At 71.8% G+C, this 20,185-nt stretch carries 16 protein-coding genes; 11 read left to right on the plus strand and 5 right to left on the minus strand.

The window, feature by feature from the left end:
• Window positions 1–388: 388 nt before the first annotated feature.
• Window positions 389–2,857 (plus strand): histidine kinase, encoded by a 2,469-nt coding sequence (locus ACVW19_RS30140; RefSeq protein WP_457463352.1) that lies wholly within the window; start codon window positions 389–391, stop codon window positions 2,855–2,857.
• Complete coding sequence (locus ACVW19_RS30145; RefSeq protein WP_457463354.1) at window positions 2,854–3,534, plus strand: response regulator; 681 nt, start codon at window positions 2,854–2,856, stop codon at window positions 3,532–3,534. Before ACVW19_RS30140 ends, ACVW19_RS30145 begins: the two co-directional genes overlap by 4 nt.
• A 388-nt stretch (window positions 3,535–3,922) precedes the next feature.
• Here ACVW19_RS30145 and ACVW19_RS30150 read toward each other — a convergent pair whose 3' ends face one another.
• From ACVW19_RS30150 to ACVW19_RS30160, 3 genes are all read right to left on the minus strand, one after another.
• Entirely contained in the window at window positions 3,923–4,645 is a 723-nt protein-coding gene (locus tag ACVW19_RS30150; RefSeq protein ID WP_457463356.1) for an ABC transporter ATP-binding protein, read from the minus strand.
• An 8-nt stretch (window positions 4,646–4,653) separates the two neighbouring features.
• Entirely contained in the window at window positions 4,654–6,042 is a 1,389-nt protein-coding gene (locus ACVW19_RS30155; RefSeq protein ID WP_457463358.1) for an ABC transporter permease, read from the minus strand.
• A gap of 64 nt (window positions 6,043–6,106) precedes the next feature.
• Window positions 6,107–7,381: an ABC transporter permease gene (locus ACVW19_RS30160; protein WP_457463360.1), complete on the minus strand. Its 1,275-nt coding sequence runs from the start codon at window positions 7,379–7,381 to the stop codon at window positions 6,107–6,109.
• A 216-nt stretch (window positions 7,382–7,597) separates the two neighbouring features.
• On the opposite strand from ACVW19_RS30160, the gene ACVW19_RS30165 reads away from it, so the two are divergent.
• From ACVW19_RS30165 to ACVW19_RS30185, 5 genes are all read left to right on the plus strand, one after another.
• Window positions 7,598–8,260: a response regulator transcription factor gene (locus ACVW19_RS30165; RefSeq protein WP_457463362.1), complete on the plus strand. Its 663-nt coding sequence runs from the start codon at window positions 7,598–7,600 to the stop codon at window positions 8,258–8,260.
• Window positions 8,257–9,465, plus strand: a complete 1,209-nt coding sequence (locus tag ACVW19_RS30170) for an ATP-binding protein (protein WP_457464845.1) — start codon at window positions 8,257–8,259, stop codon at window positions 9,463–9,465. Before ACVW19_RS30165 ends, ACVW19_RS30170 begins: the two co-directional genes overlap by 4 nt.
• Before the next feature lie 365 nt (window positions 9,466–9,830).
• Entirely contained in the window at window positions 9,831–12,335 is a 2,505-nt protein-coding gene (locus ACVW19_RS30175) for an MGH1-like glycoside hydrolase domain-containing protein (protein WP_457463364.1), read from the plus strand.
• A 236-nt stretch (window positions 12,336–12,571) separates the two neighbouring features.
• Window positions 12,572–12,706 (plus strand): hypothetical protein, encoded by a 135-nt coding sequence (locus ACVW19_RS30180; RefSeq protein ID WP_457463366.1) that lies wholly within the window; start codon window positions 12,572–12,574, stop codon window positions 12,704–12,706.
• Window positions 12,707–12,861: 155 nt separating this feature from the next.
• On the plus strand, window positions 12,862–14,064 hold the full coding sequence (locus ACVW19_RS30185) for a phospholipase D-like domain-containing protein (RefSeq protein ID WP_457463367.1): 1,203 nt from the start codon (window positions 12,862–12,864) through the stop codon (window positions 14,062–14,064).
• A gap of 404 nt (window positions 14,065–14,468) precedes the next feature.
• Here the strand turns inward: ACVW19_RS30185 and ACVW19_RS30190 are convergent, their stop codons facing one another.
• Both ACVW19_RS30190 and ACVW19_RS30195 read right to left on the minus strand, forming a co-directional pair.
• Window positions 14,469–15,452 carry an ATP-binding protein gene (locus tag ACVW19_RS30190; protein ID WP_457463369.1) on the minus strand — a complete coding sequence of 328 codons (984 nt, stop codon included), beginning with the start codon at window positions 15,450–15,452 and terminating at the stop codon, window positions 14,469–14,471.
• Between the two features lie 118 nt (window positions 15,453–15,570).
• A complete protein-coding gene (locus ACVW19_RS30195; protein ID WP_457463371.1) occupies window positions 15,571–16,335 on the minus strand; it encodes a CDP-alcohol phosphatidyltransferase family protein in 765 nt (254 codons plus the stop codon).
• A 108-nt stretch (window positions 16,336–16,443) separates the two neighbouring features.
• Here ACVW19_RS30195 and ACVW19_RS30200 point away from each other — a divergent pair, with 108 nt between their 5' ends.
• The 4 genes from ACVW19_RS30200 to ACVW19_RS30215 all read left to right on the plus strand — a co-directional run bounded on the left by ACVW19_RS30200 (window position 16,444) and on the right by ACVW19_RS30215 (window position 20,177).
• Window positions 16,444–17,427, plus strand: a complete 984-nt coding sequence (locus ACVW19_RS30200) for a zinc-dependent alcohol dehydrogenase (protein ID WP_457463373.1) — start codon at window positions 16,444–16,446, stop codon at window positions 17,425–17,427.
• Between the two features lie 133 nt (window positions 17,428–17,560).
• On the plus strand, window positions 17,561–17,959 hold the full coding sequence (locus ACVW19_RS30205; protein WP_457463374.1) for a 6-pyruvoyl trahydropterin synthase family protein: 399 nt from the start codon (window positions 17,561–17,563) through the stop codon (window positions 17,957–17,959).
• Window positions 17,956–19,158 carry a glycosyltransferase family 4 protein gene (locus tag ACVW19_RS30210; protein ID WP_457463376.1) on the plus strand — a complete coding sequence of 401 codons (1,203 nt, stop codon included), beginning with the start codon at window positions 17,956–17,958 and terminating at the stop codon, window positions 19,156–19,158. The genes ACVW19_RS30205 and ACVW19_RS30210 overlap by 4 nt, the downstream gene beginning before the upstream one ends.
• The gene (locus ACVW19_RS30215; RefSeq protein WP_457463378.1) at window positions 19,155–20,177 is read left to right on the plus strand and encodes a class I SAM-dependent methyltransferase; all 1,023 of its coding nucleotides are present in this window, start codon (window positions 19,155–19,157) and stop codon (window positions 20,175–20,177) included. Before ACVW19_RS30210 ends, ACVW19_RS30215 begins: the two co-directional genes overlap by 4 nt.
• Window positions 20,178–20,185 lie beyond the last annotated feature (8 nt).

Consider the following 20,185-nt stretch of genomic DNA (forward strand, 5'->3'; position numbering starts at 1 on the left):
ACTCCTGGAGTGGGTCGAGCGGTCGGAGACGGGTGCCGGGCGGGTTCGGTCGGGCGAGGCGAGAGTAATGCGCTTGGACATGGGAAATCCCCCTGGGATCGTGTGTGGTGGAGAATCGGACGCGCCCGCTCACCCGGGTACGGCGTGTACGGCGGGCAAGGACCGCTGAACGCGGCGAAGGCGCTGGTGGGACGTTCTCGGGGAGGCGGTGGTCGGCCGTCTTCTCGATGTGATCGAGCCTAGGTCCGGGCACACGGCGCGGTCGTCGCCCTGCGGGATGACCTGCGGATGGAACCGCGGGCAGAGCATCTGCAACCCAGGTAAGAGACGGGAATCCGCCTTCAGCGGGAGCCGGGCCCCTCGTCCGCGGTCATAGCCTTGTCCAGCCATGAACCGAACCGACGACCGGTTTCTCCCGGTCCTGCTGATCTGTGCCCAGGCCCTGGTGTGGCCGGGGGCGGCGCTGGTGCGCGGGGCGGTCCCGTCCGCGGGCGCCCTCCTGGTGGCGGTGCTCGTCGCCGTGGTGGTGACGGCCGCGCTCGTCCTGCGCCGCAACCGTCCGGTGGTCGCCCTCCTCGTGGTCGTCGCCGCCTGCGCGCTGGGCGCCGGCCCGCTGCCCGCCGGGGCGACGGCGGTGCTCGGCACGGCCGGGGTGGGGCTGGCCCTGTTCACGGTGGCGGCCCGGCGGGACGCCTTCACCGCCGTGCTGTGCGTCCTGACGCTCACCGTCTGGCAGCCGCTGTACAACGTCAGCCTGCACGGGATCAGCAGCCGCGACGGCCTCCACCTCGCCCTGACGGCGCTGCTGTACGCCGCCGCGTGCGGCGCCGGCGTCCGCGTACGACGGACCCGCCGTGCGCGCCGCGCCGCCGAGCGGGTGCGGCAGCGTACGGAGGCCGAGCGCCACCGCCTGCCGGCGGTCGAACGGCGGCGCATGGAACGGGAGCTGCACGACGTCAGCGCCCACCATCTGACCGCCGTGGTCGTCACGGCGGGAGCTGCGCTCGGGCTGCGCGACCGCCGCCCCGAACTCGTGGAGGAGGCACTGGACTTCGCCGTCGGCACCGGTCGCGAGGTCACCCGCGCGCTCAGTGCCGTACGGGCCCCGGCGCCCTCCCGCGAGGACGTTCCCTCACCAAAGGAGCGGCTGCAGGATCTGGTGGCGGGCTTCCGGCGCCTGGACCAGCGGGTCGACTGCGAGATCGACCCGCTGCCGGACGGCACCGTCGCGGACGCGGCGTACGGCATCGTGCGCGAGGCGCTGACCAACGTGGCGCGGCACGCTCCCGGCGCGCGGACGACGGTGCGCGTCCGGTACGGCGACACCGGCACCGACGTCGTGGTCACCAGCTCGGCACCGCCGGCCGGTGCGGCGGCGCACGGCGCGGGACTCGGCGGCGGACGCGGCCAGGGCTTCTTGCGGTCGCGGGCCCGTGAGGCGGGCGGCACCCTCGTCACCGGCCCCACGGCGGAGGGCGGTTGGGAGGTGCGCGCGGCTCTGCCGGGCCGGACCGGAGCCCCGGTGGAACGTTCCGTCCCGCGCGATTACCGCCTGGCGCAGCTGACGGCCGCGTTCGGCCTGGTCGTCCAGCCGATGCTGCCGATGCTGGTGCTCCACCGGGAGGAGGCGCTGCAGCCCGGTGCGACGGTGCCCGCGGGCGTGTTCTTCGGGCTGCTCGCCGTGGCCCAGGCGGTCGCCCTGCTGTGGCTGCGCAGGGCGCCCCGCGCGGCCCGGGGTGCCCTGCTCGCCCTGGTCCCGCTCTGGCCGGTGGCGATGTCCGCGGGCCACTACACCGGCCCGGTGCTGCTCCCTCTCGCGCTGAGCCTGCCGGCCACCTGCGCGGTGCTCGTGGCGGACGCCGCCCGGAGGGCTGCCGCCCCGTCCCGCGCCGGAGCCCGCCCCCCGCACACGGACGCGCGGATCGTCGAGCGGCTGCGCGACCGGTTCGTCGAGATCCGCCCCCCGCACGCGCGGGCGGCGGACACCGCCGGTCCGTCCGCCGTGGGCACCGGCACCCGCTCGCGCCCGACTCCGCCCGCCACCCGGCCGGTGAGGCGCCCGGTTCTCCCGGTCGCCGCCGTGGTCGTGCACGCGGGGGCCGCCACGGCGGCGGTCCTGGACCGGGGCACCACACTCCCCGTCGTGGCGGTCGTCGCCGGGACGACGGCCGCCACGGCTCTGGTGGCCGGCGCGAGCCGCTGGGCCGGGACCCGGCGCGGCCGGCGCGAGCGGGCCGCCCGGGGCGCCCACCAGGACCGGCTCGTCACGTGGACCGAGGAGGCCGTCCGGGACGCGTGGGCCGAGCGTCGCAGGATCGCCGCCGGACTGGAGACCACCGTCCTCTCCCGCACCGCCGACATGGTCGCGGAGGCGGAGGCGGGCCGCCTCGACGCGACCGCCGACCGCGCCCGCGAGGCCCTGGCCGCGATGCGCGCCCTGCTCGACGCGGTCCGCGACGAGGAGGCGGGGCCCGCCCTGCGGCCCCGGCCCACCCTGCAGGCGCTCGACCTGCTCGCCCACCAGTGCCGGGCCACCGGCCGGGACGTGGAGATACGGCTGACCGACCGCGTACCGGCACGTCTTCCCACCGCCGTCGACCTGGCCGCCTACCACGCCGCCGAGACGGTTCTGGCCATCGGCGGGGACGAACCCGCCGTCGTCGAACTGGACGCGGAAGCAGATACGTTGACACTCACCGCCACCGGAGTGCCCGACACCGCGGACACGGCCGCCGACGAGCGGCTGGCCACTCGGGTGACCGCACTCGGCGGCACGCTGACCACCGGCCCCCGGGGCACCGTACGGATCCGGCTGCCCCTCGCGGGCGCGCCGGACAGCGAGGAGGGACAACGATGAGCCTCGACGTGCTGGTCGTCGACGACCAGGGCATCGTGCGGGCGGGATTCGCCGCCGTGATCGACGCCGAGGAGGACATGACGGTCGTCGGTGAGGCCGCCGACGGCGCCGCCGCGGTACGGCTCGCGGAGGAACTGTCGCCCGACGTGGTCGTCATGGACGTCCGCATGCCCGAACTGGACGGCATCGCCGCCACCCGCATCATCACCGGCCGCGAGGACGCGCCCAAGGTGCTGGTCCTGACCACCTTCGACCTCGACGTCTACGTCTTCGACGCGCTGCGCGCCGGCGCGTCGGGCTTCCTCCTCAAGGACGTCCACCCCGCCGAACTGCTCCGGGGAATCCGGGTGGTGGCGACGGGGGAGAGCGTCCTCGCGCCGTCCGCGACCCGCCGCCTCATCGGCCACTACGCGTCCGGACGGGGCCCCGCGGTCCCGGCGGGCAGCTCCCCCGGGCTGGACAGCCTGACCGGCAGCCAGCGCACCGTCCTCACCCTGGTCGCCTCCGGCCTCACCAACGGGGAGATCGCCGAGCGGCTCGGCATCACCGTCGGCACCGTGAAGTCCCACGTCAACGCGCTGCTGCGGAAGCTCGGCCTGCGGGACCGCGTCCAGGCGACGATCCTCGCCTACGATCTCGGCCTCGCCCGCCCGAACCCGCCCGGCACCCGTCTCTGACCGCTCGACCCACTCCAGGAGTGCGCCCATGACCGGGACCGTCGTGGGCTCCCGCCCGTCCCTCCCGCTCCGGCTGCGCCGGAGCCGAAGACGCGCGGCCGGCTGCACGTCGGCGTGTTTCCCCTTCCGCAGATCCGTGGCATCGTCTCGACCGCCGTCTCGCGCTCGGCTGCGGCAGGGGTGGCCTGCTCGGTGTACGCGGTGTCGGCCCGCCTTCACGGAGGCGGGATCAGGCCGATCAGGAACTCCTGGTCGGCGGCGCCGGAGCAGCGGCCTCGGACGATTTCCGTGCCGGCTTCAACGTCCCAGGCAGTACACGCCCACGCACACCAGTCGCTACGGGCCCGGCCGGCGGTACCACAGCGGCCGGTCCCGGACGGGTGCGTGGTCAGCGTGGTCTCACCTCGTCCGTCAGCTTGCCCTTGCGCAGGGTGAGGACGCGGTCGGACTGTGCCGCCAGGCGCTGGGAGTGAGTGACGACGACCACGCACTTGTCCTGTTCACGGGCCAGTCCGCGGAAGATGTCGATGATGCCCTGGGCGGTGTCCTCGTCGAGGTTTCCGGTGGGTTCGTCGGCGAAGAGGATGTCGACGTCGCAGGCCAGGGCGCGGGCGATGGCGACACGCTGCTGCTGGCCGCCGGAGAGCCGCATGACGTTGCGCGTGGCCATGTTCTTGTCCAGGCCGAGCTGCTCCAGGAGTTCCAGGGCGCGGGCCCTGCGGCTGCCACGGTCCGGCTTCGCACCGGTGATCTCCATGGCGGTGGTGACGTTCTGGAGGGCGGTCATGTAGGTGAGCAGGTTGTAGTGCTGGAAGATCGTGGCGGCGTGCTTGTTGCGGTAGCGGCCGAGGCCGAGCTTCGTCAGGTCCTGACCGCGGAAGCTGATGGTGCCCCGGGTGGGTGCGTCGAGGCCGCTGGCGAGGCTGAGCAGGGTGGTTTTGCCGCTTCCGGAGGGCCCCAGGACGGTGTAGAAGGTGCCGCGCCGGAAGCTGTAGTCGATGTTCTTGAGCACGGTGGTCCTGCGGCGCTGGTCGGCGTAGGTGTGGCTGACGCCGTCGAGCCGGAGGACGGGCAGGGTTTCGGTGGCGCTGGTTTCGGTGGCGCTGGTCATGGTGGCTGTCACTTGCCCTTCGTGAGGATGGTGCGGGGGGTGAGCCGCAGTACGGAGGCGGCCGGGACGGCGGTTGCCAGCAGGGCCAGGCCGAGGCCGACGCCGCCCACGGTGGCCAGGGCCGCCGGGTCGAGGCGTACGTCGATCCTGTCGATGGGGTCGGCGTTCTCCACCGGCCGGTCGTCCGGGTCGATTCCCTGGTCGATGCCGGTGGTGCCGGGAGCCGGGGGCTGCCAGGAGTCGAGCTTGTGCCGGGCCGCGGCGGCCTCTCGGCCGAGCAGCGACTGGCCCGCGCTCTGGGTCAGGCTCTGGGTGAACAGGGAGCTCAGGCCGATGGCGAGGGCCGCGACCGCGACGATCTCCAGCGCCTGCTGGGCGATGAGCTTCCCCTTCTTCTCGCCCATGGCCAGCAGTACGCCGTACTCCTTGCGGCGCTGCTTGACCGCGAGGTTGACGAGGAGAGCGAGGACGGCGGCGCCCGCGACGCCGATCAGCCACATCGCGACGGCGGCCGTGGAGCTGATGCTGTCCAGCGGGCCCGTCATCTGCCGGATCGCCTTGTCGTTCGTGGTCAGTGCGAACCCGTCGAGTGCGGAACCCGCGATCCGTTCGGCCTCCTTCCTGAACCTCCCCAGCTCGTCGGCGTCGGAGAGGAGGAAGGTTGCCTTCCTGACCTGCAGGGGCCCGTCCGCAGGGGAGTTGAGCCGGGCGAACCCGCCCACGGACGCGTACAGCATGTTGGCCGGGTTGACGAAGTGCTCCGGCTCGGGCTCGGAGCTGGGGCGCGGGTCCCGGTAGACACCGGCCACCGTGAAGTCCGCCGTGGCCTTTCCCTCGTTCGCGCCCAGGGTGATCTTGTCGCCGGTCTTGAGGCCGTTCTTGCGGGCCAGCCGTTCCTCGATCAGCAGCAGGTGCTCGTCCTTGTCGGCGGCGGTGAGGTGCGCTCCGGACAGGAGCTCGAAATTGCCGCTGCGGAAGTCGGGCAGCAGCGCGGAGTCGAGGACTCCGACGGTGGGGGTGCCACCGGGCCCCATGCCCGAGGCCGCGGCGTCCACGCCCTCGGTCACCAGCTCGGTGCCGCCCTTGAGGACGCCCCGGTCGAACATGGAGTAGTTGTATTTCTGGACCAGCGGGGAGGCGCCCAGCTCGTCCACCACCGTGGCGCTGATCTGAGGGGCCATGAGGCCACCGCCGGCGCCCAGGTTTTCCAGGTCCATCTCCAGGTTGACCTCGGCACCCACGGAGCGCTTGGCCTCGTTCTTGGCCTGGGCCGTCGCGTCCCTGATCATTACGCCGGCCAGCACCATCACGGAGATGACGAGGAAGGTGCACAGGGTGATCAGGGTCCTGCCCCTGCGGGACCACAGGCTGAGCCCTGCTCGTTTGACGAAGTTCATGTCGGTCGGTTCTCTCGTTCCGTATCGGTCGTTCTGTAGGGGTCGTTCTGTAGCGGTGCGGTGCTTATTCGCTGTCGGTGAGGAGGGAGCGGGGGTGGAGGCGGAGAATCCCGATGCCGGGGACGACGGTGGAGACCAGGGAGATTCCGAGGCTGATGCCGGCGACCTTGCCGAGGTCGGAGGGCTCGACGCGCATCCGGGGCGAGTCGGCCGGTGTGTACGGGGGGCCGGCCCTCGGGGAGGGGGCGGGGTCCTGGCGGGCGAGCAACGCGTCACCCGCCTGCTGGACGGCGACCTGACCGGCCAGGGCGGCGACGGCCACGGACGGCAGGCCGACCGCGGCCACTTCCACGGCGTGCTGGCCGATGAGCCTCCACTTCTTCTCGCCCAGCGACAGAAGCACCCCGAGCTCGTCGCGGCGCTCCCGGATCTGCAGCATCACGACGAGTCCGAGGATCAGCGCACCGGCCACGGCGGTGAGCCAGACGATCAGCCCGGCGAAGGTACCGGCCCGCTGGATGGGACGGACCTGGTCCCTGTACGCCTTGTCGTTGACGCGGAAGTCGAACGATCCACCGCCGAGGAGACGTCGGGCCTCGGCGTGCAGATGCTCGGCCTGCTCCGGGGAGCCGATCCTGAAGACCGTTTCGGCGAGGTCCGCCGTGCCGGGGCTCAGCCGCTGAACCGTGCGGACCGGTAGGTAGAGCACGTTGCCGGGCAACTGGTGCGGCGGCACCCACCTCGACGGGTCCTGCGCCGGGTCCCGGTAGATCCCGACGACCGTGAGCGGCACGGTGCGCCTTCCGTCGGCCGACTGCACGCGGAGGGTGCCGCCGACCTTGAGCCCGTTCTTCTCGGCCAGCCGCTGCTCCACCACGGCGACCTTGCGGTCGGCGTCCTCGGGGGTGATCCCACGCCCCTCCGTGATCTTGTTCGAGCCGTACGAGAAAGGCAGCAGCAGGCCCGAGTCCCGTACGCCGTTCAGTGCCAGGGGAGGCGGTGTCTTCGCCCCGGTGCGGTTGCCGCCCGGTCTCGGGGCGTCGGACTCCAGCGGCTCGATGCCGCGGGCCCCGGCCTCGAGCGGGAGCCGCGGGTTGTACCGGTGCACCAGCGGGGACGCACCGAGCCGGTCCGCCAGCGCCGGAGTGAGGCCCTTGCCCTTCAGCGTCACATCGACGCCGATGGTCCGCTGCGCCGCCGCTTCCTGGCGTGCGGTGGCGCCTTGCAGCAGGAAGCCGCCCAGCAGCAGGGTGCAGAGGACGACGAAGATGCCCAGCAGAGCGGCGGTCCTGGCTTTCCTGGCACGCAGGCTCATCCCCGCGCGCTTGACGAAGTTCATGGCCGCAACGGAAGCAGGGCGCCCTTTGCAGCGGGATAAACGCGTTACAGCGGCGTAAGGGCGCCGGCCCCGCGATGCCGGGCCCCGCGATGCCGGGCCCCGCGATGCCGGGCCCCGCGATGCCGGGCCCCGCGATACCGGGCCCCGCGATGCCGGGAACACGTCGCTCCGCCGTCCTTATCCTCCTGCAATGCCGTGCCGGGTTTCATGGGGCCCATGAGAGTTCTGTTGGCCGAGGACCATCGCGTCCTCGCCCGTACGATCGCCACCGGTCTGCGCCGGCAGGCGATGGCCGTCGATCTCGCGGTCTCCGGGGACCAGGCCGAGCGGATGTGCCTGCTCACCGACTACGACGTACTGATCCTCGACCGCGACCTGCCGGTCATGACCGGCGACGAGGTGTGCCGACGGCTGCGCGAACTCACCGACCCGCCGCGGATCCTGATGCTGACCGCGGCCGGCGAGATCACGGACAAGGTCTACGGACTCACCGCTCTCGGCGCCGACGACTACCTGGCCAAGCCCTTCGACTTCGCCGAACTGGTCGCCCGGGTAAGGACGCTCAGCCGCCGCGCGCCCAAGCCGCCACAAGTGGCGCTACGACACGAGGGCATCACCCTGGACCGGGCGCGGCACGAGGTGTCCGTGGACGGCCGGCCGCTGGAACTGACACCCAAGGAGTTCGCGGTCCTGCACCTGCTGATGGAGGCACGGGGGGCGGTGGTGCCGCACGACGAACTCGTGCGCACCGTCTGGGACGAGAACCTCGACCCGCGCACCAACGCGGTGAGGGTCGCCATCAGCCGGCTGCGCCGCAAGCTGGGCGACCCCGGCCTCATCACCGTGGACAAGGGGCGGGGATACCGGCTGTGCGACTGAACCCGCGGGCGCTGCTGCGGGGCATGCCGTTCCGTACCCGGCTGGCCCTGGCCTTCTCCGCGCTCTTCCTGCTGACGGGCGCGGCGTTGCTGACCTTCGTGGTGCTGCTCGCGCGCTACGGGACGGCCCGACAAGTCGAAGCGATCGAGATCACCAAGAGCGACGTGCCGAGCAGCAGCGAGTTCCCCGGCGAGTTCTCCGGTCGGCGCGCGCAGCCCACGGACCTCCAGGGAACTCTTCCGCCGCCGGGCACGACCGGCGACGGCATCGCCCTCGTCCGCAAGATCGACCAGACCGTACAGGCGGTGCAGGACACCGCCCTGCGGCAGATGGTCCTCTGGTCGGCCGTCGGCCTGCTCGTCACGACACTGCTGGCCGGGCTGCTCGGCTGGTGGCTGGCCGGGCGGGCGCTCAGGCCGGTCGCCGCGATGACGGAGACCACCCGCCGGATCAGCGAGCACAACCTGCACCAGAGGCTGGCGCTCACCGGCCCCGACGACGAACTCCACCGCCTCGCCGACACCTTCGACACCATGCTCGACCGGCTGGAGAAATCGTTCGAGAGCCAACGGCGCTTCGTCGCCAACGCCTCCCACGAACTCAGGACACCCCTCGCGGTCCAGCGCACCATCCTGGAGGTCGGCCTAGCCGACCCCCTCCCCGAGGACCTCGTCGAAGTACGCGAGGACCTCCTCGTCGGCAACCGCGAGGCCGAGCAACTGATCACCGCACTGCTGCTGCTCGCCCGCAGCGACCGCGGCCTGGAGGAGACCGAGACCGTGGACCTGTCGGCCGCGGCCCGGCTCGTGACAGCCGAACTCGCCCCACAGGCCGAGGAGGGCCGAGTGGACGTCACCGTGACGTCGGACCGGCCGCTGACCGTCCTGGGTGATCCGCTGCTGCTGCGCCACCTGCTGACCAACCTCATCCGCAACGCCATTCAGTACAACCACCCCGGTGGCCGGGTCCGGGTACGGCTCGAAGGCCACACGCTGACCGTGGCCAACACCGGGCCCCCCGTGCCCGCCGACCGGATACCGGACCTCTTCGAGCCCTTCCGCCGCCTCACCCAGGACCGCGTCGGCACCACCGGCCACGGGCTCGGCCTCGCCATCGTCCGCTCCATCGCCGAGGCCCACGGAACCGAGGCGACGGCCGAACCCGGCCGACCGGGCGGCCTCACCGTCACGGTCCGCTTCCCCTGACGCATGACGCATGACGCATGACGCATGACGCATGACGCATGACGCGGCCCGTCCGGCGGAGCCTCGTCCGCCGCGATGTGCTTCAGCGTCGCGCCGAGGGCCGCGACCTGCCCGGCGGGCCCCGGTGCGGCCGGCACCGTGTCGAGGACGTACGGCAGCAGCCCGGTGCCCGAGCCGTGCGGTTGCTCGGCGAAGGCACCGGCCGGGTACGGGATCTGTCTTTCTAACGTTGCACAGACTCTTCAACTGGGGACCCGACTCATGGCAGTCTGAGCCGGCAACCTCTGGCGGACAACGCTGTCAGGCACGGTCCGTCAGACGCACGGGCAGCCCTGTCGACTCGTTCTCGCAGAAGGAGCACTCGCATGGCCCTCGATCGTCGGCGGCTTCTCCACAGCGGTGCTGCGGCCCTGGGCGCGGTGGCCCTGAGCGGTGCGGTGCCGCCCGGTGCGGCCGCACGCGTGAGTGCATCCGGCAGCCCTCCGGGCGAGGCGCCCGCAGCCGGAAAGCGGTCGATCGGGTCTCCGTTGTATCCGGCGGTGGGCCCCGGAACGGCCTTCCTGGACCACCGGTCACTGCTGGGAGACCTGCCGGAGGCCGAGTGGTACGAGGCGAACATCCCCTTCGTCGACCTGCCCGACGCCGCCATCCGGGACACCTACTACTACCGGTGGCGCGTGATCAAGCACGCCCTGAAATACACCGGGCCCCAAGAAGGGTGGATCCTCTCGGAGTTCCTGGGGCCGGTCGGCTACTCCGCGCCGCACGGCGGGATCAACGCCGCTGCCGCCCACCACATCCGCGAGGCGCGCTGGCTGCGCGACCACCGCTACCTCGACGACTACATCGGCTACTGGCTGCGCGGCAGCGGCTCAGGACCCAAACCGGCCACGGACTTCCTCAACAAGAACACCACCGACTGGGCGCACCAGTACTCCTTCTGGATCGCGGACGCCGTCGTGGCCCGGGCGTCGACCGACGGCAGATGGGAGCAGGCCCTGGGTCTGCTCGACGAGCTGGAGCGCCAGTGGGGGCGATGGTCTCCGCAGTTCGACGACGAAGTCGGCCTCTACTGGCAGACACCGGTGTGGGACGCGATGGAGTACACCGCGAGCTCCTACCAGAGCGACGACCCGTACCACGGTGGTGAGGGGTTCCGCCCCACTCTCAACGCCTACCAGTACGGCGACGCCAAGGCGATAGCCGCGCTCCTGCGGCGCCGCGGCCACCGGGGCGACGCGGCGAAGGCCGACCGCTACGACGAGCGGGCCCGTGCCCTGCAGGTGCAGCAGGAGCGCCTGCTGTGGGACGAGGAGGACCAGTTCTACAAGCACGTCATGCGTGACGGGAATCCCGAGCGGCGCAGGCTCGCCGACCGCGAGCAGATCGGCTTCCTGCCGTGGTACTTCCACATGGCGCCGGCGGGCAACGCTGCGGCATGGGCCCAACTGCGCGATCCCGAGGGGTTCTCCGCGCCTTTCGGCCCCACCACGGTCGAGCGGCGCAGCCCGTGGTTCATGTATCAGGCACTCGAAGGCTGCTGTCGCTGGAACGGTCCGAGTTGGCCGTTCGCCACCAGCCAGACGCTCACCGCCCTGGCCAACCTCCTCATCGACTACCCCGCCCAGTCCCACGTCGACCGCACCGACTACTACGCCGTGCTCCGGGCCTACGCCCTGACCCATCGCAAGGACGGCAAGCCGTATGTCGCCGAGGCGCACCACCCCGACGAGGACCGCTGGATCTACGACGGCCGCGGGCACAGCGAGGACTACAACCACTCCACCTTCAACGACCTGGTCCTGTCGGGGCTGTTCGGGATCCGTTGCCGGCCCGACGCCACCGTTGCCCTTGCGCCACTGGTGCCGCGCGAATGGGACCACTTCGCCGTGGAGAACCTCCCCTACCACGGACACAACCTCAGCGTGCTCTTCGACCGCAGCGGCCGGCACTACGGACACGGAGCGGGCCTGAGCGTCTGGCTGGACGGCCGGCGCATCCACCGGCAGGCCGACCTGGAGCCGGTGACGCTCACCATCGGCAGGGCCAGGCAGCACACCCTGCCCCGCGAGGTCGACGACCTGGCCAACGTCGAGCAGAAGGGCCACCCCCTCGCGCGTGCCTCGTACACGTTCCCCCTCGACAGCCCGGCCAAGGCCATCGACGGACAGGACCTCCACCTCGACACCCCGTCGTCGCGATGGACCAACTACGGCAGCCCCAACGCCGCCGACGACTGGCTCGCCGTGGACTTCGGCGTCCCCACCCCCGTGTCGGACCTGCGGATCTCCTTCTACGACGACGGCGGCGGAGTCCGCACCCCCGACTCCTACGAACTCCACCACCTCGGCCAGGACGGCAGATGGCATCCCCTGCCCGGCCAGCACCGCACCCCGCAGACCCCCCGGCCGGGAACCCCCAACCGGATCCTCCTGGAGAGGGCCGTCACCACCACCGCCCTCAGACTCACCGCCACACGCGCCTCGGGCGGCGCCGTGGGAGTTGCCGCCTGGCAGTCATGGCGCACAGAGGACCCCCGGCTCACCCTCACCATCGAGACACCGCCCAACGGCCTCGTCCCCGTGGAGCCGGGCAGGACCGTGAAGGTCACCACCACCGTCACAGCGACAACCACCACAGTCGTCAGCCCGCAACTGCTCGTCCCCGACAACTGGAAAGCCCTTCCCCAGCACACGATCCACCCCACCACCCTCCGGACGGGAAAGACGCTGCACACACGCTGGCTGGTGACGGCTCCCACCGACCTGCCCCACCAACTGCCGCAGCCCCTGCGCCTGCTGGTCCGGTCCCGGGGCGAGACGGCGGAGCAGTTCGTCACCAGCGTCGTCGCCCGAGCACAGGCCGACTGACGCAGCCGCAGCGGCATGTCCGGCTCGATGAGCTGGACGCGATCTGGGTCTCGCACCTGCACGCCGATCACAGCGCGGACCTGCTCACCGCCTGCTACGCGGCGCCCTTCGCGGACATACGACGTGCCGCGCCCATCCCCCTGTACGGGCCGCCCGGAACCGCTGACCGGCCGGCCCACTTCCTCACCGGCACCTCGACGCGCAGCCCGGTCGGGTCCGCCGCCGAAGCGAAGGACTTGCAGCAGTTCGCCGAAGACGAGCCGGTCGCCGATCCGGCGTCGGTGGCGGCCCAACGGGTGGGTCGGATCGAACTCGGGCCGCTGCGGCAGCAGGACGGCGAGTTGGTCGCACAGCGGTTCGGTCAGCCATGATGGCGGCGCAGGCGCAGGTCCCCCATGATCACAGAACTTCGCAACTCCATGACCGTGGAACCTGTGCCCGCCCCTTCCGGCAACTGGCCCCCACCCGCGCCCAACCGCGCGATCTCTTAAGGAAGTTGTAAATGAAGCTGCGTCATATTGCGCCCGTGGCAGCCGCCGTCCTGGGAGCGGCTCTCATGGGGGTCCCCGCGACGACCGCCGTGGCTGATGACACCGTGCCCCTCACCACCACGTTCAATGATCCGGTGGGCACCACGGCCCAGCAGGACGCCATCCGGGACCAGCTGCTGTCCCTGATCAACCGGGCCCCGGCGGGCTCCATAATCTACGGCAGCATCTACAAGATCACCGACAGCAAGGTGAAGGATGCGCTGCTCGCCGCCGATCAGCGCGGAGTGCTGGTCAAGCTGATCGTCGACGACGACACCGTCGACATCAGCGGCAGCCAGTACCGGGCGCTCGCGGACGGACTGAGCACCGATCTGCCGGCCAAGCGCTCATGGGTGCTGGCCTGCCCGAAAGGCCGTGGCTGCATCGGCAACCGCGCCATCGGTACTGGCCACGCCATCGACCACAACAAGTTCTTCCTGTTCTCCAAGGTCGGCAGCACCGAGAACGTGATCTTCCAGGCCTCGGCGAACCTGACCACTGCACAGCGCCAGACCTTCTACAACAACGCCGTCACCATCCCCGACAACGGCTCCGGCCTCTTCGCGACCTACCTCGCCTACTTCCAGGACCTCAAGAAGTACGGCTCCAACGGGGGCAACGGACTCTCGACGTACTACAAGACCCAGCAGAGCGGTCCGTACAAGACCTACTTCATGCCCCGCCAGGAATCCTCGGGGACCACCTACTCGACCGACGCGTCCACGGATACGATCGTCTCCCTGCTGGGCAACGTGGACTGCGCCGGCGGTGCCACCCAGATCCGCATCGGCATGTACGCCTTCACCCGCTCGCAGATCGCCGACAAGCTGGTGGCGCTGAAGAAGGCCGGTTGCCGGGTGGAGCTCGTCCGCAATGCCGAGGACGGCAACTACGGAACCAAGGTGCAGGGCATCCTCGCCGGAAAGCTCACCTCCATCATGCGGTGCGACGGAACCGCGCAGAACGCCGACGGGACGCAGCGCGTCATCGGCATTCACAGCAAGTACATGCTCATCGAGGGTACCTATCTGGGCACTGCCAACCGGAAGCTCGTCTTCACCGGCAGCCACAACTACACCTACCCCAGCCTCCGCGCGTATGACGAGACCCTGCTCAAGATCGACAACGCGGCCTTCTACGACAGCTTCAAGGCCAACTACACCAAAATCCAGAAGAGCCCCTACTGCACCAAGGAGTGATCCGGCCGGTACCCGTCCCGCGTGAAAACCCGGGTGGGGTTCGGCTGACGCCCCGGCACCGCCGCCGGAGTCGTGTAAGAGGTAGCGCTGACGGACGCTCTGCGATGTCCTTGGCCGATGGCCGTTTCGCGATGGGTGCAGGGGCTGCGGCGGGGGACTCGCGTCAAGCGGCCGTGCCGAAAGGCAGCTTTCCGGTGGCCGCGTAGGCCAGGGGCGTTCCCGGGCGAACATGTCATCCGCCGATCCGGTCGCGCCCGTGTGGTGCTGCTCGGGTACGGACGCAAGGACCTGGTCCGGCTGCTCGACGCGGCCGGTGTCGAGCAGCCGGACGCGCGACCGGCATCGAGCAGCCCGACAGAGGGCAGCCGGACCAGGGGGAGTGGCGCCGAGGGGGTGACGGTGCGTCAGCAGGGCAGGGTCGCCGGGCCGGGGAGGTACTCCGGGTCCACCTGGGACGCCAGGTCCTCGCCCGTGCGGGCGTCGGCCCAGGAGCGGGCGTTGCGGAGGTGGAACTCCACGGCGTGGCGGTGGAGGCGGTCCCAGTCGCGGGGGTGGGAGTCGACGGCCTCGCGCAGGACGGTCAGGGCGTGGCGGTTGTGCGGCTCCAGCGTGCCGAGGGGGTCCGATGCGTTCGGGCCGTGCGGCGTGGCCCGCCCCTGTTCCGCCGCCCGTACCCAGTCCGAGTGCACCAGGTGGGTCAGGAGGTCGTCGCCCACCTGTTCCTTGAGGAAGAGGAGGTCCTCCTCGCACGTCACCTTGTTGCCGACGACCGCGATGCGGATGCCGAACTCCCGGGCGTGGTCCCGGTACTGGCGGTAGACGGAGACGCCCTTGCGGGTGGGTTCGGCGACCAGGAAGGTGAGGTCGAAGCGGGTGAACAGGCCGGAGGCGAAGGCGTCGGCGCCCGCGGTCATGTCGACCACCACGTACTCGCCGGGCCCGTCGACCAGGTGGCCGAGGTACAGCTCCACCGCGCCCAGCTTGGAGTGGTAGCAGGCCACGCCCAGGTCGCTGTCGTCGAACTGACCCGTCGCCATCAGCGGGACACCGCCGGCCCGGACGACGTGCCGCGCGTGCAGTTCGTCGTCGCCCAGCAGGCGCAGGAGGCGTGAGCCGCGGCCGGGCGGGGTCGTCTTGATCATCGACTCGGTGGAGGCGATGCGGGGGTTGGTGCCGCGCAGGTAGGTCTTGATGTCGTGCAGGCGCGGGCCCAGGGGAGGGGGTGTCACCGGGGTGCTCCCGGCGGGGGCGAGGGCTTCGGCCAGGTGCTGGTTGATGTCGCCGTCGATGGCGAGGACCGGGGCGCCGGTGCTCGCCAGGTGACGGGAGAAGAGGGCGGACATCGTCGTCTTGCCGCTGCCGCCCTTGCCGACGAACGCGATCCTCATCGGCACTCCACCGTCTTGAAAACGAATGTCATGTCGGTAGGTTTAGAGGGGGGCCGGGGTGGTGTCAAACCCTTCGGGGCGTGTCGGCGCCACTTCATGCCTACGGGTCGAGGAGGTGTCACCCCGCGACGAGTTCGCGCACCGGCTGTTCGGTGCGTGAGGCGGGCCGCAGCCGCGAGGTGCGCCACAGCCACAGGACGTCGCGGCCGAACGACCACAGCAGCAGGCCCAGAGCCAGCGCCGCCACCCCGACGTTGACCAGGTGCGGCAGCAGGTCCGCGCCCGCCACCAGCAGGAGGACGCCCTGCAGCGCGGCCACCGTCTTGCGGGCCGTGCTCGGCGGGAGGGCGGCGTTCAGCCACGGCCACACCCGGGCCGCGGCGACGAAGACGTACCGCATACCGCCGATCAGCAGCACCCAGGGGCCCATCGCCATCGACACGTACACGCTGAGCACCAGGATGAGGAACGCGTCGACCTCCATGTCGAAACGGGCGCCCAGCGCGGTCGACGTGCCGGTCCTGCGCGCCACCTTGCCGTCCACCCCGTCGAGGACGAGGGCCACGGCGGTCAGTCCGACGAGGAGGGAGACGGGCGGAGTGTCCTGGAAGGAGTCGGCGACCAGCGCGGTCACCCCGCCCACCAGGATCGCCCGGCCGAGCGTGACCCGGTTGGCCGGGCCGAACGAGCGCAGTTGGGACCGGTGCAGGGCCCGGGAGAGCACCGCCCAGGTGGCGATGGTGAACGCGAGGCCGGTCAGCCAGCCCGCCGGGCCCATGCCGATCGCCGTACCGAGAAGCGCCAGCAGCAGGACCTGCACGCCCGCCCCCACAGCGGTCTCCTGCTGTACGAGCCTCGCGTCGTAACTGTTGTTCAGGGCCACCGAACACCCTCCGGCCGTGTGACAGAGTCGATCAACGCCGCTACCTTGTGCGCGGCCTGTGCACCACTCGGTACGGGTGCAACTCGCCGTTCGTTCAGGAGGAATTCGATGAACCGCACCGCTCATGCGTTCTGGCTCGACTCGCCCGGTCGAGGTGAGATCCGCGAGATCGCCCTGCCCGCCCCCGGCGAGGACGAGGTGTTGGTGCGCTCGCTGTACTCCGGGGTGAGCCGCGGTACGGAGACCCTCGTCTTCCGCGGCGGGGTGCCCGAGAGCCAGCACACGGCGATGCGCGCGCCGTTCCAGGAGGGCGACTTCCCGGGACCGGTGAAGTACGGCTACCTCAACGTGGGCGTGGTGGAGGAGGGGCCGGCGGCACTCGTCGGGCGCACGGTCTTCTGCCTCTACCCGCACCAGACCCGCTACGTCGTCCCGGCGAGCGCCGTGACACCCGTGCCCGACGACGTGCCCGCCGGCCGGGCCGTGCTGGCCGGCACCGTGGAGACCGCCGTCAACGCCCTGTGGGACGCGGCGCCGCTGATCGGCGACCGGATCGCCGTCGTCGGCGGCGGCATGGTCGGCAGCTCGGTGGCCGCGCTGCTGGCCCGTTTCCCCGGCGTGCGCGTCCAGCTCGTCGACGCCGACCCCGCGCGCGCCGAGATCGCCGAGGCCCTCGGCGTCGGATTCGCGCTGCCCGGGGACGCCCTGGGCGACTGCGACCTGGTCGTGCACGCCAGCGCCACCGAGCAGGGGCTCACCCGGGCGCTCGAACTGCTCGGCGCCGAGGGCGCGGTGATCGAACTGAGCTGGTACGGCGACCGGAAGGTGAGCCTCCCGCTGGGCGAGGCCTTCCACTCCCGGCGGCTCACCGTCCGCGGCAGCCAGGTCGGCACGGTCTCCCCGGCCCGCCCCGGCCGCAGTTACGCCGACCGGCTCGCCCTCGCCCTCGACCTGCTGGCCGACCCCGCGCTCGACGCGCTGATCACCGGCGAGTCCGCGTTCGAGGAGCTGCCCGGCGTCATGCCCCGCCTCGCCTCCGGCGAGATCCCGGCCCTGTGCCACCTCGTCCGCTACGACCAGGCCACGCCCTGATCAAAGGGGCACCGCCTGACCTGAGAAAAGACGTACCGGAGGCTGAACGCCGAACGGCGAACAGCCGTACTACACGGCATCCCCGGCGGCGATCGGCCGGGGGGCAGACGCGCCGCACCTGGAGGGTCGTCCGTTGTTCAGCATCACCGTCCGCGATCACATCATGATCGCCCACAGCTTCCATGGCGAGGTCTTCGGACCGGCCCAGCGCCTGCACGGCGCCACGTTCCTCGTGGACGCCACGTTCCGGCGCGAACAGTTGGACGAGGACAACCTCGTCGTCGACATCGGCCTCGCGACTCAGGAACTCGGGGCCGTCGTCGGCGAGCTGAACTACCGCAACCTCGACAACGAACCCGACTTCGCGGGGACCAACACCTCCACGGAGTTCCTGGCCAAGGTCGTCGCCGACCGGCTGGCCGAGCGCATCCACAAGGGCGCGCTGGGCGAGAACGCCAAAGGCATCGCGGGGCTCACGGTCACCCTGCACGAGTCGCACATCGCCTGGGCGAGTTACGAGCGTGAGCTGTGAACGACGCCACCGCCACCGTGACCGACACGGCCACCCAGCGGGCCCGCCTGGACTACGTCCCCCAGCAGGCCTCCTTCCCGGCGAACGGAGGGATCATCCCCATGTCCCTGCGCTCCGTGCACTTCCTGATGCCGGGCGGCGTCGACGACCCGACCGCACCGAGCGGCGGCAACGCCTACGACCGGCGCGTCTGTCTGGACCTGCCCGGATTCGGCTGGGAGGTGCAGCGGCACGCCGTGGCCGGTGACTGGCCCCGCCCGGACGCCGCCGCCCGCACCGCGCTCGCCCGCACCCTGCGCGAACTGCCCGACGGCGCCGTCGTCCTGCTGGACGGACTGGTCGCCTGCGGGGTCCCCGAGATCATCGTCCCGGAGGCGGAACGGCTGCGGATGGCCGTCCTCGTCCACCTCCCGCTCGGCGACGAGACCGGGCTCGACCCGGCGGTCGCCGCCGACCTGGACGCCCGTGAGCGTACGGTGCTGCGCGCGGTGCCGGCCGTCATCGGCACCAGCGACTGGGCGGTACGCCGTCTCGTCTCCCACCACGGGCTCGCACCCGACCGGGTCCATGTCGCCGCTCCCGGCGCCGACATCGCGCCCCTCGCCTCCGGCACCGACGGCGTCTCCCGGCTGCTGTGCGTCGCCGCGGTCACCCCGCGCAAGGGCCAGCACCGGCTGGTCGAGGCGCTGGCGGCGGTGTCCGACCTGCCGTGGAGCTGCGCGCTGGTCGGCGGGCTCGGCCATGACCCCGAGTACGTCGCCCATCTGCGGTCCCTGATCGACGAGTACGGCCTCCAGGACCGGCTGGAGCTGGCGGGACCGAAATCCGGCGCCGAACTCGACGCCAGTTACGCCACCGCCGACCTGATGGTCCTCACCTCGTACGCCGAGACGTACGGCATGGCGGTCACCGAGGCGCTGGCGCGTGGCATCCCGGTGCTGGCCACCGATGTCGGCGGCCTGCCCGAGGCGGTCGGCCGCGCCCCCGACGGCGGGGTGCCCGGCATCCTCGTACCGCCGGAGAACCCCGCCGCCATCGCCGTCGAGCTCCGCGGCTGGTTCGGCGAGGCGGACGTCCGCCGCCGGTTGAAGGCGGCCGCGCGCGGCCGCCGTGCCGCGCTCGGCGGCTGGGCGAGCACCGCACAGAGCCTGGCGGCGGTACTGCGCCGGCTTCCGACCGAACCCCGGAGGGCCGCATGACCAGCCCGTCAACAACGCAGACCCCGTCAACAACGCAGACGGCCCAGGCGACGCAGCCGACGGCACCGGGCGGACCGGGCGGTCCCGCCGCCCGGCAGTCCGTCATCCCCGGGGCCGGTCCCGCGCTCCGTCCCGGGGAGCGGGACACCCTCCGGCTGCGGGAGGCCGACACCGCCGACACCGGGGAACCCGCCCGGTACGCGCCCGAGTGGCTCCAACTGCGTGAGCCCGCCGACGCCTACGCACGCGCCCACGACCTGCTCGACCCGCTGCGCATCCGGCTCGCCAACCTGCCGCAGCGGGCCGGCGGTTCCGTCGTCCACGACATCGGCTGCGGCACCGGCTCCATGGGCCGCTGGCTCGCGCCCCGGCTGGACGGCGCCCAGCACTGGATCCTGCACGACCGGGACCCCTACCTCCTCCACTTCGCCGCCGTCGCCTCCCCGCGGTCCGCCGCCGACGGCAGCCGCGTCAGCGTGGAGACCCGGCGCGGCGACGTCGCCCGGCTCACCCCGGAGGCCCTGGCCGGCGCCTCCCTGGTGACCGCGTCCGCACTGCTCGACGTCCTCACCCGCGAGGACGTCGACGCCCTCGCCGCCGCCTGCGCCGGAGCCGGCTGCCCGGCCCTGCTCACGCTCTCGGTGGCCGGACGCGTCGAACTGACCGCGCCGCACCCGCTGGACCAGGAGATCACCGAGGCGTTCAACGCCCACCAGCGCAGGGACGGACTGCTCGGCCCGGACGCGGCCACCGTCGCCGCGGAGGCCTTCGCCGAACACGGCGCGACCGTACGGCTCGACCCGAGTCCCTGGCGGCTCGGCCCCGAGCAGGCCGAACTGACCGCGCAGTGGCTGCGGGGCTGGGTCGGCGCGGCGGTCGAGGAACGCCCCGAACTGGCGGAGCCCGCGGACCGCTACCTGACCGAGCGTCTGGAGGCCTGCGCGGCCGGCGAACTGCGGGTCGTCGTCCACCACAACGACCTGCTCGCCCTGTGCCGGCCGTCGGGCGCCGCCGCGTGAGTGCCCGG

This window comes from Streptomyces sp. TE5632 (assembly GCF_054061295.1).

Coding starts and splice junctions, on each gene's coding strand:
- ACVW19_RS30190 (WP_457463369.1), bottom strand. CDS start 15,452: ATGAGGATCGCGTTCGTCGGCAAGGGCGGCAGCGGCAAGACGACGATG.
- ACVW19_RS30200 (WP_457463373.1), top strand. CDS start 16,444: ATGAACCGCACCGCTCATGCGTTCTGGCTCGACTCGCCCGGTCGAGGT.
- ACVW19_RS30165 (WP_457463362.1), top strand. CDS start 7,598: ATGAGAGTTCTGTTGGCCGAGGACCATCGCGTCCTCGCCCGTACGATC.
- ACVW19_RS30150 (WP_457463356.1), bottom strand. CDS start 4,645: ATGACCAGCGCCACCGAAACCAGCGCCACCGAAACCCTGCCCGTCCTC.
- ACVW19_RS30155 (WP_457463358.1), bottom strand. CDS start 6,042: ATGAACTTCGTCAAACGAGCAGGGCTCAGCCTGTGGTCCCGCAGGGGC.
- ACVW19_RS30215 (WP_457463378.1), top strand. CDS start 19,155: ATGACCAGCCCGTCAACAACGCAGACCCCGTCAACAACGCAGACGGCC.
- ACVW19_RS30145 (WP_457463354.1), top strand. CDS start 2,854: ATGAGCCTCGACGTGCTGGTCGTCGACGACCAGGGCATCGTGCGGGCG.
- ACVW19_RS30140 (WP_457463352.1), top strand. CDS start 389: ATGAACCGAACCGACGACCGGTTTCTCCCGGTCCTGCTGATCTGTGCC.
- ACVW19_RS30160 (WP_457463360.1), bottom strand. CDS start 7,381: ATGAACTTCGTCAAGCGCGCGGGGATGAGCCTGCGTGCCAGGAAAGCC.
- ACVW19_RS30175 (WP_457463364.1), top strand. CDS start 9,831: ATGGCCCTCGATCGTCGGCGGCTTCTCCACAGCGGTGCTGCGGCCCTG.